Raw genomic sequence first — 16,540 nt, forward strand, 5'->3', positions numbered from 1 at the left:
TGGGCCAAGTTGGCGCGACCGTTCAGCTAAGGTCCCATTTCAATGCGAGGTTCGTGATGTGTAATGACCAAGGGGATGGTCACTCGGATGACCCAGGTCCCGCGCAAGTTAGAACCGAGGATGAGGTCGAATACAGCGAGGAATTCGCCGCCATGATCCTGGAGCAGGAGGCGAAGGGCTGCTTTCAGGAAATTGATGTCGATGACATGCTCGCTCTGCTCGACCGCATGATCATCGAGGCCCAAGGCGTGGGGCGGAAACTACAGTGACTGGGGACAAACCTGACTGTTGATACAGATGTCGTCAGCCGGTTTGGCTGAAATCCTCGACGGCTGGATCTCTTCTTGGCTGGCCGCTAGTGAGTCGTTCTCCGAATAGGGTTGAGCAGATACACCTGCGGCTGAACGAGCACGAGCCGGCCATCGACGAGGGGCGTCATGCCCCTCGTCTCGGAGATTTGAGCGTCAGTCATTCATCAGCCACGGCCTCAATTCCTTGAGGTTGCTCACTACAACTTGCTGGGCTTCAGGGCTCGTCGCCAGGTTGCGCGGGTCGATCTGATAACGCTGCAACACATACTTCACCAAGGCCCTGCGGCTGGGCACCACCAATTGTCCTTGCGTCATCCCGAAGTCGGTTTCGATGATTGCCTTCTGCGCCTCGTTCAATCGCCCATCGGGCTCGAAGATAACCGGAATCTCGACATTCCAGTCTTCATCCAGCTCCCGTGTATTCGGCGATTCGTCTAGCAGGTCCGGCTGCCCGCGCAGACGGCTTAGCACGAAGTCGCGGTACTGGCCATTCTTTTCGCAGTAGGCCCGCACATGCCAGCGCATGCCGGTGTACACCAGCGTGTGAGGGGCGATGAGGCGAACCTCTACGTTCGGGGTATTGAACGACACGTACTCGGTTTCCAGGCGCAGGCCTTCGCGGCAGGCCTTGAGCAAGGGGCGCAGAATCTCCGGTCGAATGGGGCGATCGGGCACTTCCAACACCTTGGTGTGCGCATAGGCCAGTGCCAATCCATCAATGTGCGGGGCACGCTCATTGTTCTGATAGAGCAGGTGCAAATAGGCGCTGGCACTGTCGTCGATGAACAGGGGTTTGAACTGCTTGCTCGGCACATACCCCTTGAGCTGCTTGTCATATGTCAAGTTTTTGGGCGCATGCTCGGTGATGTAGGTATTGATGTCCTTGGATGCCTGCTGGCGGCTGATGCCAAAGCTCTGCATCAAGTGCCCCGTGGTCAGCCTGCCTTCCCACCAGGCAACGGTCTCGATCAAACGATAGCGAAGTGCCAGGTCCCAGCGTACCTGTTCAACAGATTGCTTGCGTTTCATACCCTCTCCATGTGCGCGAATACTTTACCTGTATAAGTCTACATTCTAGACCTGTCGTTGATCACTACATATCGTGTGTCTGTCTTCGAAATAAATTGAAGTCACGAAAGGATGTGGACATGACTATGTCTGAAGCGGTTTCGACAGGGGCGTTGGTGTTGATCGGGGTGATCCTGACGGTGCTCCTGATGCAGTACCTGAGGTTGCGAGAAATCTGGCACGTGGCGCTTGCCTGCCGCCAGGACGCACGTTGGGCGCGGATCTGGGAGATGGAAAACCGGGAGCTACGTTCGGCACTGCGTGCTGAGAAAGCGCACATCGAGCAGTTGCAAAGCAAGCTGGTGATTTTGCAGAACTTGATCTCTGCAGAGCGATAAGGGAAGTGCATGAACAGACTTGAACGGATCAAAGGCTGCCTGCTGGGTGGTGCTGTCGGAGACGCGCTTGGCGCCCCCGTGGAGTTTCTTGAGTGGCCTGCCATCGAAGCCAAGTTCGGTCCGCAGGGCATCATTGATTTTGCCCCGGCTTACGGCAACACCGGCGCCATCAGCGACGAAACGCAGATGATGCTGTTCACCGCGGAAGGTTTGCTGCGCGCTTTTGTGCTTGGCAGTTTACGGCAGGCGTGCCATGTCCCGAGCATTGTTCACCAAGCGTTGCTGCGCTGGCTGATGACCCAGGATTACCCCTCTGCGATACCGATCGTCACAGATGGCTGGCTGATCAAGCAAGTCGAACTCTGGTCTCGTCGCTCCCCAGGCACAACTTGCCTGAATGCACTAAAGGCCAGCGCGCGGTTGGGAGCGGTTGCCGAAAACAACAGCAAGGGCTGCGGCGCCTTGGTACGTGTTGCACCCTGTGCGTTCTTTGCCAATGCATTTGACTACGCGGCGCAGTCTGGACGCCTGACGCACGGGCATCCGACGGGCTACCTGGCGGCAGGGCTATTCGCCGACATTCTTCAGCGTGTTGTCGAAAGACAAGACAGCCTGGAACACGCGGTAACTCAAAGCTTGGCCAAATATGGGCAAGTACCTGGTATGGAAGAAACGCGCAGCCTCATCGAGCGCGTGCTGTTTTTCTACTACGAGGGCTATACACCCACCCCGCAACGCATTGGCGACCTTGGGGGTGGGTGGGTTGCCGAGCAGGCGCTGGCGATTGGACTGTGGTGTGCGCTGACAGCACGATCACTCGAAGAAGGGGTGATCACGGCGGTGAATCACAGTGGCGATAGCAACAGCACAGGGCTTGTCGCCGGGCACTTGTTGGGTGCCCAGTATGGTGCTGCTGCCATTCCTGCCCGCTGGTTCGAACGCCTGGAACTGCGCCAGGTGATCGTGCAGGTAGCCGAGGATCTTGAGCGTGTTCCACGTGATTACTGCGGGGTTGGTGGTGCGTTCGACGAGCAGATCGAATTGGCTTATCCGGGCAGTTGAATGCACCGATGGCAATACATCAGCGAAGAGACCAAGGAGCTTTAGAATGCCCATCAAACCCAGGCCCTTAACCTTTGAATGTGAAGGATGCGGTTGGACAAAGACAGTGGCACCGCAAAGTGATGTGCTGATGCCCGGCGAGTGGTTTGACCAGTGCCCGAGGTGCGGGAGCAAGGCACTGAAGATGCGCACCGCAGGGTGGCTTGAAGGGGCGTTGGCGGAGTTGCTGGCGCGGCGGCGATTTTGAGCGCACAGGCCAGGGCTCAGCGCCCTGGCCAGCAACGGCCTGCCAGCAGGCAGGCCTGGGTTAGTAACACGCTGTGTGCCGGCGTTTAGCGGCGTATTCGAGTGCGAAGAAAGTCATCAGACTCGACAGAGGTTCTGGTGCGAACGAGTTCGCAAACCTCCAGGGCTTTTCGAGCGGCCAGCTTGAGCGTTCGACGAAGGCCTTCGCATTCATCAACGAGTTTTTCCAGCCCGGAAGAATCGAACATTTGCTCAGAGATGGGGAATGCTTGATCAATTCTGTCAAACAGCGCCGTTCCGCCTATTTCCAGCGCATCGAGCTTGAACGCATTGAACTCGCCCTTGCGGCCTTCCAGTTGCGCAATATCGGCCTGGATGGCCTGCTTGTAGGCATCGAATACAGTATCGAGCTTGCTGTTAACCTTGCCGACTACATCCACTTTACGGTTGATCGAGCGCAGGAACTGCTCGAACGTCAGGCCGCTGGAGGGGTAGTCTTTCTTGCGCGTGGACGAATAGGCGCACATGCCGGCATACTCGATACCCGCGAAACTCAGGTCGTCGGCTACTTGCTCCATGATCTCAAGAATATCGTCCTGAGACTTCACATCCGCCTTGTTCAACACGATATACAGCGACTCTGCGCGGAACGGCGTGGATTCGATGAACTCGATGTCAGACTGGTCGATGGTCCCGGCTGGGTCAAGGCCGATGACCCAGACCAGCGCCGAGGCCTGATTGACCAGGGAGGCTGCAGTGCTACGGTCGGAGGCCGCGGCCCCACCCGTGGTACCCGGGTTGTAGCCGGGCGTATCGATGATGCACAGGTTGCCGAACAGCTCCGGGTCCATGGGAACCTTGACGCTGATGAAGGGCAGGATGCGCCGCAGGTCGAAGCCGAAGGCCTGAACATATTCGTGGCACATCGACGCGTACAGGCTGGGCTCCAGGTCGATGGCCCCACCGTTATACGAATAACCCTTGATCCGGGTTTCTTCGGAGCACACCACGTAGCTGGGGACCACGGTCACCGGGTTGATGCCGGTCGCCAACTTCACGCTCGGGTTACGGATGAAGCTGTTGACGAACGCCGACTTTCCGCTGCTGAAACCACCCGCAATGCTCAGGATGGTTTTGCCGGCAATGCTCGGGAAGTTGTTCAGCATCTGCATCTCGGCGAGGATCGCCTGCATGTCGAGCACTGCTTGGGCTTCACCGGCCAACGACGATTCTCGGCTGGCGAACTCCATGTAGTCGTGGTTGATCAGGTCGGCGAATTTGGCCAGCTCTTCATTACCGGGCGGTTGCTGGGCCAGGACTTTGCTCACCAGGGAAAATTTCTCGGTTAGCGACAGGTGCTGCTTGTTGATGTCGGCGTAGTTGTCTTCCAGGTGCTGCTGGGAGGCCTTCAGTTGTTCGGTCAGGCTTTCCAGTAGGTCGACGTTCTGCTCCGTGGAAAGCAACTGGTTCTTATGTTCCTCCAGGTACGTCTCCAGCTCGGCAATTTGTGCCAGCGCCTGTGCCTTGCGTTCCTCCAGCTCGGCCGCGTTGGCTCGTTCTGCCTGCAACTGGGTTGTTAGCGCTTCATTGTCCGACTCCAGCGAGTCGATCTGTACAGCCTGCCCGGTGCACTGTTCGGCCAACTGCTGTTTGGCGTCGTTCAGTGCTTCGATCTGCTGTTGCGCGTCCGAGAGGGTGTGTCCAAGTTCAGCGATACGCTGTTCTTTTTCCACCAGCGCCTGCTTGCGATCTGCTAGCTGCTGTTGAAGGGTGGCGATCTCGGCAAGCGCCTGGTCCTTGCGTGCTTCCAGCTCTGCCGTATTGGCCTGTTCTGCCTGCAACTGGTCGCTGAGCGTCTCATTGCTCGACTCCAGGGTGCGGATCTGCTCAGTCTGCTCGGCGCACTGCTCGGTCAACCGCTGTTTGACGTTGTTCAGCGCTTCGATCTGCTGTCGAGTATCGGCCAGGGTGTGCTGGAGTTCCTGAATGCACCGCTCTTTGTCGACAAGCTCCTGCTTGTGATCGGCAAGGTGCTCTTCGAGCCCTGCGATCTGGGTCATGGCCTGAGCCTGCCGCTCTTCCAGATCCTTGGCGTACACCTTGGCCTGGGCCAGTGCGAGCATAGCCTTCTGGAGCTTGCCCTTCTCCTGCGCTAACGCTTCGGAGGTCGAGGCCAAATTGGTTGTTTGAAGCTGCAACGCATCGACTAGCGAGCCGTTGCGCGATTTTAGCTCGCCGATTTCGTCGTTCTGGCCCGCGCACAGCGCGGACAATTGCTGATTGGTGCTGAAAAACGTGTCGAGCTGGCACTGGGCATCATCCAGGTGGCCCTGAAGTTCAGCTGCCAGCTTCTTGCGTTTGAACTGCCAGAAGCGGGACAGCGACTCCAGCGTCGAGCGTGCCTGTTTATGAATGGCTGGCGGGTTGCTCACAGGGTGACCTCTTCGGCCTTGCGTGCCAGACGTTCAAGCCGGTCAATGGTTTGAGCCGCGTTGTCGACCTGATCCTTGAGCACATTGATCCGGCGTTGAATCTCATCGACGAAGGAGTTGGAGATGGTGGAAGGTGCATTGCGTTCAACATCGTTGATGAACGAACTGATCTTGCTTTTGACCTTGCTACCCAACGAGCCGATGAAGTCATCGGCGGCATCCTTGAAACGTTCGGCCTCGTAGCCCTTGAGCGTGCCGTTGCTTTTCAGGGAGTCAGGCAACGGAATGCCCAAATCAAAGTCATCGTCAGGAATCGATTGAATGATCGAAAGAATCGCGAGCTTGATCATTTGCGCATTGGCATCCTGTTCAAGCACCTCACGGATCTTGGGCGTGAGGGTCCGGGCCAGTTCTTCGTTCAACCCGCGATGAGAGCTCTCCACCTTGGCGCCCAGCTCATCCTGGATGTCGTTCATGAACTCGTTGATGGTGGAGATGACCTGGCTACTGATGATCTTGGCGCGGACGACCGTTTTCTCGGTAGTGCCGCCGCCCCAAAGCTTGCGGGCAAACCAGCTGCCAACCCCAGGGTTGTCGACGACAATGGTTTCACTGAAAGAGCCTTCCGCGTCTTTGACAGTGGACTGCGTCTCGCGAAGCAATTGCGCAGCTGTCTTGCGCATGTCGTCACGCAACTTCTGGCGGTAGTCGGCCATGGTGTATTTGAAGCTGACATCCAGTTCCAGCGAGAGATCCAGTCGCTTCGACTCCAGCGAAGCCAGTTGTTCGTCCAGCTGATCGACGTTGGCGTTCTTGATCTGGATGACCTGGTTGCGTGCCAGGGTGATGATCAGCGCCTTGAATGCCTCAAGGTTCTTTTGTTTGCGAACCATCAGGTTGGCGATTTTTTCCCGTGTGATCTCCGTTTTCTTCTCGCGCACCTGGGCAAGCATGGCGTTGATCGCGTCAATGTTTGCCAAGCTGTCCAGGCTGCTCAACGACAGTGCCTGGTTGTCACGAGTGAAGTAATCCGGGTAATCGGTGGACAGGTTGTCCCAGGTCACCTGCTCGTTCGAGTCCCAGGTTTCGGGCGTTTCGAAGCGGCGGTTGAGGCTGTGGCACAAGCCGGAGCTATGCAGCAGGTTACGGTGTACCGATCCGATCAGGTTGTCGAACACCGAGCCCACTTCCGGGCTGCTCATCTTGAGGTCTGCAAGGGTGCTCTGTGCCCGTGCCGACAGCTGGGCTCGGATGGCTTCCACGGCATCGCTCAAGCGCGCGCGTTTTTCGCTGCCGTACAGTTGTGTGTCGATCTGGCTGGCCACCAGTACCAGTTCCTGAATGCCTTCCTTCTGGGTAATACGCCCCATCACCTCAAGGTCTTGCTCATTGAGGAACTGGCCGGCCGGGCTGACGATGAACACCACGTCGCAGGTTTTCAGCAATTCGACCGTGCGCTCTTCGCGCGACTGGACCGGATCGTTCATGCCGGGGGTATCGATGATGCAGATATCGCGTAGTGCCTCCAGCGGCATGGCGACATGAACCGTCTTGGTGAACGGCATGTACGTGCCGTCGGCACCGACATAGTTGTGCAGACGAGCCGCCAGCTCTTTCGGGTTACCTGCCTGAATCTCGCTGTGCAAGTGCAGGATGGCCGCATCGAGCCCTGACCTCTTCATGCGCTGGAACTGGTCGTATGCCGCGAACAAGCCTTCTTCGCGTTGCAGTTCGCTCAAGGCTTTTTTATCGGCCATGATCGTCAGCTGCGCCATATCGAGGGGCGCGCTATTGGCTTGGGCGTTACGACGCTTCACCAGCTCTTCCAGGCATTCGCGCTTGCGCGTGGCAAGGCGTTGCTCGAACTGGTCCGATTTGAAGCGGATCGCGGCGATGTCCGTTTCGCTGTAGAACTCAACCTTGGCCTGGAACACTTCGCCCCAGGTAATGGTGGTCAGTGCAGCGGTCATGGGTGTTGCGGCCTTGGGCAGGATCGGTTCGCCATTAAAAATCAGCGCATTGAGCAGCGATGACTTTCCGGCTTTCACACGACCAACAATACCGATGTTCATCAGCCGGTTCTGGTCCTGCAACGTCTGGCACGCTTGCGCGAGCTGTTGCGGTTGGTCGATGCCGTTCAGCCGCTTGAACTGCTCGATTTCGCGCTCAAACAGGTCCTGGTTGCTTGCTGCCAGCGTGTGCAGGCTTTCGCTAAAAGCGACGAGTGATTGGTAATCCATTAGGTCGTTCGCCTTACTTGTAGAGGTGTTCGTTTGCAGCGGCTTTTACTGCGGTGGCAAGGTTTTCCAGCACAGCAGTCTTCTCGCTGATCTGTGCTTCAAGCTGCAGGCTTTCCTGTGCAATTGAGTCGATCACATGCTTTTGCTTGGTGATCTGCTCTTCGAAACCGTCGCTGATCTTCTTCAGCATGGCGTTGAGCTGCTCGTCGATGACTGCAGGAATTTTTCCGCGCAGTTCCGCCTTGATGTTGGGGAACACTTCGCCGGTCAGTTTCTGGCGAAACTTCTCGCGCTCGTTACCGCCACCGTTAAACATCTTGAGAATTTCGGGCAAGAAGATGATCACCAGCTCTACCAGCGGATTGACCACGGTGGTGGTGACAGCGAGCACGGTAGATAGGCTGCGGTAGAGCATGACGCCGCTGTTCTTGTCTTCCTCGGCACGATTGCTCAGGCGTGTCGACCAGTCGCTGAGCATTTCCGTGGTGCGCTCCAGCGAAAACTTGACTTTGCGGGAAAGCTCCTCGCTCCAGTTGCCGCTGATGTCCAGTACGGACATCTGGCTGCTGGTGGCACTGAGGTTGCTGGCAATCCGGTCGACCATGTTGGTGGAGATGTCCTGCACTTCAGATTTGATCGTGCTGGACAGGCTGCTGCGGATGATGTCGGAGAGTGCATTCGACAGGGCACTCGGGTTCTTGCTGCTGCCCAAGGTGACCAGCTCGTCGAGGGAGTCATTAAGCGCGTTATCCAGGCCGCGCAGGCTACGGTCGAGCATTTTTCCCGAGTAGCGATCTTTCAGGTCCGACTCGACGTCTTTGCGTTGCTCCAGCAGCTTTGCCAAGGCCTGCTCGAGTGCGCGTGCGGTTTGCTCGCTCTCGGCCTTGTCCTTTTTCAGCATGCTCAGCGCCAGGTTGATCTGCGCCAGTACTTCGAAGTTCTGGTCCTTGAGGATGTCGATGAACAGGCGCGAGAACAGCACGTCAGGCTGCAATGCGGTCAGTGCATTTGTCAGTTCCTCACCACCACGGTTACCGATAGTGATGCTGCGGTAGTGCTCGCCGAAATACACCCCGAGCTGGTCGTCAATGTAGGCCTGCACGTCTTCAACCTGGTCGGCGGCGCGCAGGTTGCATTTGCTCAGCAGGAAGGTGAAATCGGTGTTGTAGGTTTTTAGCTCGTCGAGTTTGCGCAGCATCGACTGCGTAATGTTGCCGTCCTCGATGCTGGTCAGCACCACGAAGTGCACACCGCGCGGCAGGTAGTAAGCAATGGCCTTATTGTGGTTTTCCAGCGATGAGCCGAAGCCCGGCATGTCGACCAGCACCAGGGGCGCAATGGCTTTCAACGCCTCGCTGTCGAGGTACAGGCGCAAGTGTGAAAACTCGCTGGAACGACGATTGATGGTACTCAGCGCTTCAACAGGCAAACGTTCCTGCACACCGTCGGGTTTGATTGCCAGCAGATAGGGCTCAGATGAATAACGCAGTTCGGTCGCCAGTTCAGTTTCCGGCGCAATTCCAACTGGCAAAATGTCCTGGCCCATCAGCGCGTTCAACAGCGAGCTTTTACCGGCGCTGAAGGCCCCGATTACGGGCACCACAAGCTCGGTCTCCATCACTTTTGGAAGCAATGACTGATCGAATGAAAACGCTTGGTCATTGAGCAGCACCTGCATTTTCTTCAAGTAAGTGGCGAACTCTTTCTGGCTTTCGAGCATGGTGATATTCCTTTAAGTGTTGATGGTCTGCGCGAAGGCATGGCATAGGGTACACAGAGGCTTATGCGCTGGGATATTCAAGTAATCGCTGGTCTTTTCTCGTCGTGCGAGAAGGGGGCCGGCCCGAGAAGGTTACAACCGCAGTTGCCGCATTCGGGTCGCGTTCAGGGCCGTTCACGAGGTCAGTGCGTCACTGCTTGGCTCGTGGTCTTGTTACAGAAGCATTGAGTGCAATGGAAGGGGAGGGCAAAGGCATGCACACGTCCTTGTCTGTAGGGTGTTGATCGCGCATGCCCAATAACTGATGGCATATCGCTTCCCGGATGAGATTGCGTTGGGTGACCAATAGATCGGCGCTATCTGTTCTGTCTGTATGATGGCACTTTGATTTGGCATGGTAAACTGTCAACAAAACGCCCATATCCCGGGGTTTTCTTCAGATGCAGTGCTCATTTCAGGGCCTTGCGCGGAGGTGCATGATTGAAATATTTACCTGTATGCTTAACCAGTATTCAGGCGCTGCACGTGTGACTGCAAGCGGTAGGGATAGAACGAAAGCCGGCCAAGCTATTTTCTCGCCAATAAGCATTTGGCGAAGGCTTTATTTTTAGTGATGGCGTATCGCATTTTTTGGTGATGCGCCTCGCTTGGTTATCCAGCGAACCGGTAGGTATTGATGTCTTTCGATGCCTGCTGCCGACTGATGCCAAAGCTCTGGATCAGGTGTCCCGTGGTCAGCCGGCCTCCCCACCAGGCTACGGTTTCAATCAGGCGATAGCGAAGGGCTAGGTCCCAGCGAACCTGTTCGATGGATTGCTTGCGTTTCATGCCCTCTCCATATGCTCGATTTCTTTACCTGTATAAGCCTACATTATAGACGTGTCTTTTTTTGCTACATATCGTCTTGCTGTCTTCGGGGTGTTGAGCTTATGGAGGGGGCATGGTTGCGTGGGATGCGGTTTTTATAGGGGCCTTGCTGTTGATAGGGGCAATCTGGCGCAGCTGTGCAAGATGGTTTGCCCGTGTGCTTACAGTTCGTGCGATGATTCACGTTATTTGAGTTGTGTTTGAAGGGATAAGATGGCTTCAGTCCGCCTTACTGAGCACCAATGTCAGTACTACGCATGGCTTCTCACCCGACGAGCGGCTGGCGATTCGGTTGAGTCGCTTGCCTCGACGTTAGTCGACTCTCAGGTGGATCTCAATCCACATCAGGTCGATGCAGCGCTTTTTGCCTGTCGCAATCCCCTGTCACGCGGGGTGATCCTAGCTGACGAGGTGGGCCTGGGCAAAACCATCGAGGCCGGACTGGTGATCTCGCAGCGCTGGGCCGAACGGAGACGGCGCATCTTGATCATTGCTCCCGCTAATCTGCGCAAGCAGTGGCACCAAGAGTTGCAGGACAAGTTCAATCTGCAAGGTCTGATTCTGGAAGCCAAGAGCTACAACGCGCTTCGCAAGCAAGGCGTCGGAAACCCTTTCGTGTTCGCCAACGGCCCGGTGCTCTGCTCTTATCAGTTCGCCAAAGCCAAGGCGAAGGACGTCAAGGCCATTGCCTGGGATCTGGTTGTGCTGGATGAAGCGCACCGTCTGCGCAACGTCTACAAGAGCAACAACGTCATTGGCAAGACACTGAAGGACGCATTAGCCCATGTGCATTCCAAGGTGCTACTGACCGCAACTCCACTGCAGAACTCGTTGCTCGAACTGTACGGGCTGGTGAGTATGATCGATGATCGGGTTTTCGGTGATGTCGACAGCTTCCGCGCCCAGTTCGTCAATACCGACAGGGCGCAGGCCTTTGGCGGTTTGCGTCAGCGCCTGGGCAGCATCTGCAAGCGCACTCTACGTCGTCAAGTGCAGCAGTACGTTCCCTACACAGCAAGACGGGCGATTGTTCAGGAGTTCGCCCCCAGTCAGGAAGAGCGCGAGCTGTCTGGTTTGGTGGCCGACTACCTGCGCCGGCCGAACCTCAACGCCCTACCCGAAGGTCAGCGGCAACTGATTTCTCTGGTGCTCTGGAAACTGTTGGCGTCTTCGACTCACGCGATCGCCGGTGCGCTGGATACCATGGCCAGACGCCTGCAGGGTAATCTCGATAAGGCGGCTGAAGTCATCGACCTTACGCAAACGCTGGACGAAGACTACGAAGGCCTCGATGAGTTGGCCGACGAGAGCGAAAAAGAGCTGGATAACCATGAGGCAGTGGCCCTTTCGGCTAGTGAGCGGGACGCCATCGCGGCTGAAATCGCTGAGCTGCAGCATTTCAAGAACCTGGCCACCAGCATCCGTGAGAACGCCAAGGGCAAGGCGCTGCTGGTCGCACTAGAGCGTGCCTTTGCGGAACTCGACCGGCTTGGAGCCGCTCGCAAGGCTATCATCTTCACCGAGTCGCGGCGCACCCAGGACTACCTTCTGTCGCTGCTGGCCGATACAGCTTATGGCGATGGCATCGTTCTGTTTAATGGAACCAATACCGATGTCACGGCCCAGCGCATTTATAAGGACTGGCTGCAGCGCCATGCTGGCAGTGATCGAATCACCGGCTCCAAGACTGCCGATACTCGTGCCGCACTTGTCGAGTACTTCAAGGAGCGCGGCACCATCATGATTGCCACCGAGGCGGGGGCTGAAGGCATCAACCTGCAGTTTTGCTCGCTGGTGATCAACTACGACCTGCCCTGGAACCCACAGCGCATTGAGCAGCGTATCGGACGCAGCCACCGCTACGGCCAGAAGCATGACGTGGTGGTGGTGAACTTTGTCGACCGCAGCAACGAGGCGGATGCACGAGTCTACGAACTGCTGGCCGAGAAGTTTCAGTTGTTCGAGGGCGTTTTCGGCGCAAGCGACGAGGTGCTTGGCTCCATCGGTTCCGGTGTCGACTTCGAGCGCCGCATTGCTGACATTTATCAGAACTGCCGAGACCCAGAGGAAATCCGCCGCAGCTTCGAGCAGTTACAGTTGCAACTTTCCGGGGAAATCAGCGAAGCCATGCTCAAGACCCGTCAGGTGCTGCTGGAAAACTTCGACGAAGAGGTGCAGGACAAGCTACGCATCCGTGCCGAAGACAGCAATTCCACTCGCAACCGTTTCGAACGCCTGCTGCTCGACCTGACCCGCGCCGAACTTGACGACTACGCCCACTTTGAAGGTGACAGCTTCGAGCTTCACAGGCTGCCGGCCGGCAGTGGTTCCAGCATTTCCTTAGGGCGTTATGAACTGCCGCGCCGTGGCGGTGAGTCGCATTTGTACCGTCTCGGCCACCCACTGGCAGTCTGGGTGATCGATCAGGCCAAGAACCGTCAGCTCGATCAGCAACCAGCGGCCAGACTGGTACTCGACTACGCCGCCTATGGTACTCGGATCAGCACCCTGGAGCCCCTGCGTGGCCAGCACGGCTGGCTGACTTTGAAACTGTTTTCCGTCGAGGCGCTGGGGAGCCTGGAGCAGCATCTGGTGGTTTCAGCCGTCACGGCTGACGGTCATGCCTTGCCCGAGGATGATCCGGGCAAGCTGCTGCGCCTGCCGGCACGTCTGGAACATGGTGATGCAGCAGCCGGAGCGGCACAGTTGGCCAACGACCTGGAGCAGCGCAAGCATCAGCTGTTGGGCGAGATCAACCAGCGCAATATGGGTTACTTTGAGCAGGAAGTCGCCAAGCTCGATGCCTGGGCCGACGATCTCAAGCTGGGCTTGGAGCAGGAAATTAAGTCAATAGATAGTGAGATTAAGGAATTGCGTCGTACAGCGGCAACCGCGGCGACGCTGGAAGAGAAGCTCGGCTACCAGAAGCAGCAACGTGAGCTGGAAGGCAGGCGCAGTAAATTGCGCCGTGAGCTGTATGCCCGCCAAGATGAGATCGAAGAAGAACGCAACGCGCTGATAGATCAGTTGGAGGCTCAACTTCAGCACCATGTGGTGGAGCAGACGCTGTTTACTGTGGAATGGGAGTTACTTTGATGTCAAATAGGGAAATGGCTCGTGGTTCGGCTTGGCGCCAGTGGGATCTGCACGTACACACGCCGGCCTCCTTCCACTGGACGGGCAAGAAGTTCGAGGGCGATCTGTCATCACCGGAAAATCGGGCGCTGATCGATGAAATGATCAATGCGATGAATGCTGCCGAACCTGCCGCATTCGCAATCATGGACTACTGGACGTTTGACGGATGGTTCGCGCTCAAGAACCGGCTGGCCGAAGCTGGCGCGCCTGTGCTGAAGAAGACGGTCTTTCCGGGAATCGAGCTGCGACTTTCCGCCCCGACAACTAAGCGCCTCAACGCACATGTCATTTTCGCGGAGACTATTCCCGACCACCATCTGCGCGAGTTCTTGTCTGACCTGAAGCTTGAGCGTACGGACAGGTCCGTGTCCAAGGAGTCTCTGATCGACCTAGCGCGCGGCACCGCCGACGACATGCTCATGAAGAAGGGCCACAAGAAGGTTGCTGTTGATAGCGATGCTCAAGAAGCCCTGATGGCAGGGTACAAGCTGGCGGAAGTGAAGGCCGATAGCTACAAGGCCGCCATCAAGAAGGTTCCTGACGGACAGGCCATTGGCTTCATGCCGTTCGATACGAGTGATGGCCTGACGGAGGTGAAGTGGGAGGACCACTACGCCTACTTCCTCGGTCTCCTTGAGTCGTCTCCCATCTTTGAGTCACGGAATGCCGACCTCAGAGCTGCGTTCCTCTGCGAGGAAACGCCGAAGAACAAAGCTTGGATCGGCAACTTCAAGCATGGCCTCAAGAACATCCCGAGGCTCGTCGTCTCCGGCAGCGATGCGCACTGTTTCGTCGGCGTGGCAGGTGACAACGACCGCCGCGGGTACGGCGACTTCCCATCAGGTAAAAAGACCTGGATCAAGGCAGACCTGTCTTTCCACGGACTCAAGCAGGCAATCCTGGAGCCGGCCAAGCGGTCGTTTATTGGGGAGAAGCCCCCTAAGCTCCATGCCGTGGAGACGAGCAAAACTCACTTCATTGAGTCAATCGAAGTCGCCAAGACAGGCACTAAGGCTGGTATCGGCAACTGGCTGCACGGTTGCGATCTGCCGATCAATCCGGACCTTGTCGCCATCATCGGCAACAAGGGCAGCGGCAAGAGCGCTTTGGCCGATGTCATCGCGACCCTTGGACATTCGCGGCAAGCAAAGCACTTCAGTTTTCTCAAGCGTGATCGCTTTCTGGGCAAGAGTGGAGATCCCGCACGTCAATTTACGGGCACTCTGACCTGGCGAGATGAGAGTATCGAGGCTCGTCCACTTGACGAGCCTCCGACAGAAGACAAACAAGAGCTGGTTCGATACATCCCTCAGAACTACTTTGAGGAGCTTTGCAACGATCACGTCTCTGGCAAATCGGACGCCTTTGAGCAGGAGCTGCGGGCCGTCATCTTCTCTCACACCAGTGAGGAGATGCGTCTTGGCGCCCTCGATTTCGATCAGCTGACTGAGCAGCAGGAGCAAGCGCTGAGAAATCGACTTGGTGAATACCGCAAGGAGCTGAGGATCGTCAATGCCACCATCGCGCGGATTGAAGATCAGCTGCAGCCGATTGAGGAGAAGAAGTTGACGGACCAGCTGCTGGTCAAGATGCGGGAGATCGAGGAACACCAGAAGATCAAACCCGCGGAGGTTGCAGCACCGCCTGAAACGATGGAGCCGGAGCAGAAGCAAGCAGCTGATGCGCTTGCGGCCACGGCTCAGAAGATCGACGCCTCCACCAAGCGCACGCAGGATATTCAGGCGGAACTCACGTCGATCGCCAAGAAACAGAAGGCTCTCGCCAACGCGAAAGAGCAATTGCGACTACTTCAGCGCTCCTTCGATCAAACCCAGCAGCAAGTTGCCCAAGACCTCGAGCTCGCGGGCTTGAACTGGAGCGACGTCGCGAAGTTGGATATCAAGACTAACTTGCTCGATGAACGGTCCTCTGTCCTCACAGAACAGCAGTCGACTCTTCAGGCCGAGGCGGGCACTTTGGCCGGCGCCCTCGAGACCCTCGGGGAAGAGAAGAAGGCCCACGCTACCAAGCTCAACGCCCGTCAGCAGCAGTTCGAAACATACCAGCACCAGCTCGCTGAGTGGACTAAGATGCTGGATGCCCTGGCCGGCACGCCGACGGATCCAGACACTAAGGTGGGCTTGGAAACCAGACTGGCCCAGATCAAGAAGCTGCCTGCCAAGCGTGAGGAACTGCAAGCTGCACGACTTCAGCTGACGGCCGAGATATTCGACTCCTTGGATGCGCAGCGGAAGGCGCGAGAAGAACTCTTCAAGCCAGTGCAAGACTTGATCAAGGCGAATGACTTGATCCGCGAGGATTACCGGCTTCAGTTTCAGGCGACGCTGGCCGCTTCGGCAGAGGCCATCGCGGAGCGCCTCTTCGCCTTGATCAAGCAGACGTCAGGTGTGCTGCGTGGCCAAGACGAGGCGCTGTTAACAGTCACGAAGCTCTTTGATAGTCACGACTTGAACACCAAGGAGGGCGCCCTGGCCTTTGCGAAGGCCTTACATGAAACCCTTGAAGAGGCGGCCAAGGGACCTGGTGCTGGGGTCGGTATTGCCAGCCTACTGAAGAAGGACCAATCGGCCATTTCGGTCTACGACTTGATTTTCGGGCTCGATTTTCTCGAGCCAAGGTATTCACTGCTCTTCCAAGATACGCAGATTGAGCAGCTGTCTCCTGGCCAGCGCGGCGCGCTTTTGCTGATCTTCTATTTGCTGGTGGACAACGGCAAGACGCCCATCATCTTGGACCAGCCCGAAGAAAATCTTGACAACGAAACCGTGTTCCGTCTCTTGGTTCCGGTGCTAACCGAGGCCAAAAAGAAACGACAGATCATCATGGTTACCCATAACCCGAACCTGGCGGTGGTCTGTGATGCAGAGCAGATTATTCATGCATCCTTTGACCGAGCCTCAAGCTGCAGCATCAACTATGTGTCTGGCTCATTGGAAAACCCACTACTGAATAGTGCGGTTGTGACCGTACTGGAAGGCACCAAGCCTGCATTCAATAATCGCTCTGGGAAATACCACTAACATGCTCTTATATGGGCCTGCGCATATTTTCATGCTGAGTGCTGATAGTGAGGCGTCACGCCAGGGAGAAAATCAGT

The 16,540-nt window shown here is 56.8% G+C and carries 9 protein-coding genes and 1 pseudogene; 5 read left to right on the forward strand and 5 right to left on the reverse strand.

Annotated features, from left to right (window positions below; genetic code table 11):
- The first annotated feature begins 56 nt into the window (after positions 1-56).
- Positions 57-269, forward strand: a complete 213-nt coding sequence (locus tag Q9451_RS02945) for a hypothetical protein (RefSeq protein ID WP_024947248.1) — start codon at positions 57-59, stop codon at positions 267-269.
- A 195-nt stretch (positions 270-464) separates the two neighbouring features.
- Here the strand turns inward: Q9451_RS02945 and Q9451_RS02950 are convergent, their stop codons facing one another.
- Entirely contained in the window at positions 465-1,340 is an 876-nt protein-coding gene (locus Q9451_RS02950) for a WYL domain-containing protein (protein WP_024947249.1), read from the reverse strand.
- Positions 1,341-1,459: 119 nt separating this feature from the next.
- On the opposite strand from Q9451_RS02950, the gene Q9451_RS02955 reads away from it, so the two are divergent.
- The gene (locus Q9451_RS02955; RefSeq protein ID WP_024947250.1) at positions 1,460-1,717 is read left to right on the forward strand and encodes a hypothetical protein; all 258 of its coding nucleotides are present in this window, start codon (positions 1,460-1,462) and stop codon (positions 1,715-1,717) included.
- Positions 1,718-1,726: 9 nt separating this feature from the next.
- Positions 1,727-2,779: an ADP-ribosylglycohydrolase family protein gene (locus tag Q9451_RS02960; RefSeq protein ID WP_181126769.1), complete on the forward strand. Its 1,053-nt coding sequence runs from the start codon at positions 1,727-1,729 to the stop codon at positions 2,777-2,779.
- A gap of 332 nt (positions 2,780-3,111) precedes the next feature.
- On the opposite strand, the gene Q9451_RS02965 is transcribed toward Q9451_RS02960, so the two are convergent.
- The 4 genes and pseudogenes from Q9451_RS02965 to Q9451_RS02980 form a co-directional block, all read right to left on the reverse strand.
- A complete protein-coding gene (locus Q9451_RS02965) occupies positions 3,112-5,457 on the reverse strand; it encodes a dynamin family protein (RefSeq protein ID WP_181126768.1) in 2,346 nt (781 codons plus the stop codon).
- Positions 5,454-7,697, reverse strand: a complete 2,244-nt coding sequence (locus Q9451_RS02970; RefSeq protein ID WP_034100779.1) for a dynamin family protein — start codon at positions 7,695-7,697, stop codon at positions 5,454-5,456. The genes Q9451_RS02965 and Q9451_RS02970 overlap by 4 nt, the downstream gene beginning before the upstream one ends.
- Positions 7,698-7,710: 13 nt before the next feature.
- Positions 7,711-9,417 (reverse strand): dynamin family protein, encoded by a 1,707-nt coding sequence (locus Q9451_RS02975; protein WP_181126767.1) that lies wholly within the window; start codon positions 9,415-9,417, stop codon positions 7,711-7,713.
- Between the two features lie 666 nt (positions 9,418-10,083).
- Positions 10,084-10,245: pseudogene (locus tag Q9451_RS02980) on the reverse strand (WYL domain-containing protein); the annotation flags it as partial.
- A gap of 252 nt (positions 10,246-10,497) precedes the next feature.
- Here Q9451_RS02980 and Q9451_RS02985 point away from each other — a divergent pair.
- Positions 10,498-13,380: an SNF2-related protein gene (locus Q9451_RS02985; RefSeq protein ID WP_181126766.1), complete on the forward strand. Its 2,883-nt coding sequence runs from the start codon at positions 10,498-10,500 to the stop codon at positions 13,378-13,380.
- The gene (locus Q9451_RS02990; protein ID WP_181126765.1) at positions 13,380-16,463 is read left to right on the forward strand and encodes a TrlF family AAA-like ATPase; all 3,084 of its coding nucleotides are present in this window, start codon (positions 13,380-13,382) and stop codon (positions 16,461-16,463) included. The genes Q9451_RS02985 and Q9451_RS02990 overlap by 1 nt, the downstream gene beginning before the upstream one ends.
- Positions 16,464-16,540 lie beyond the last annotated feature (77 nt).

Source organism: Pseudomonas sp. NY8896, from assembly GCF_039634505.1.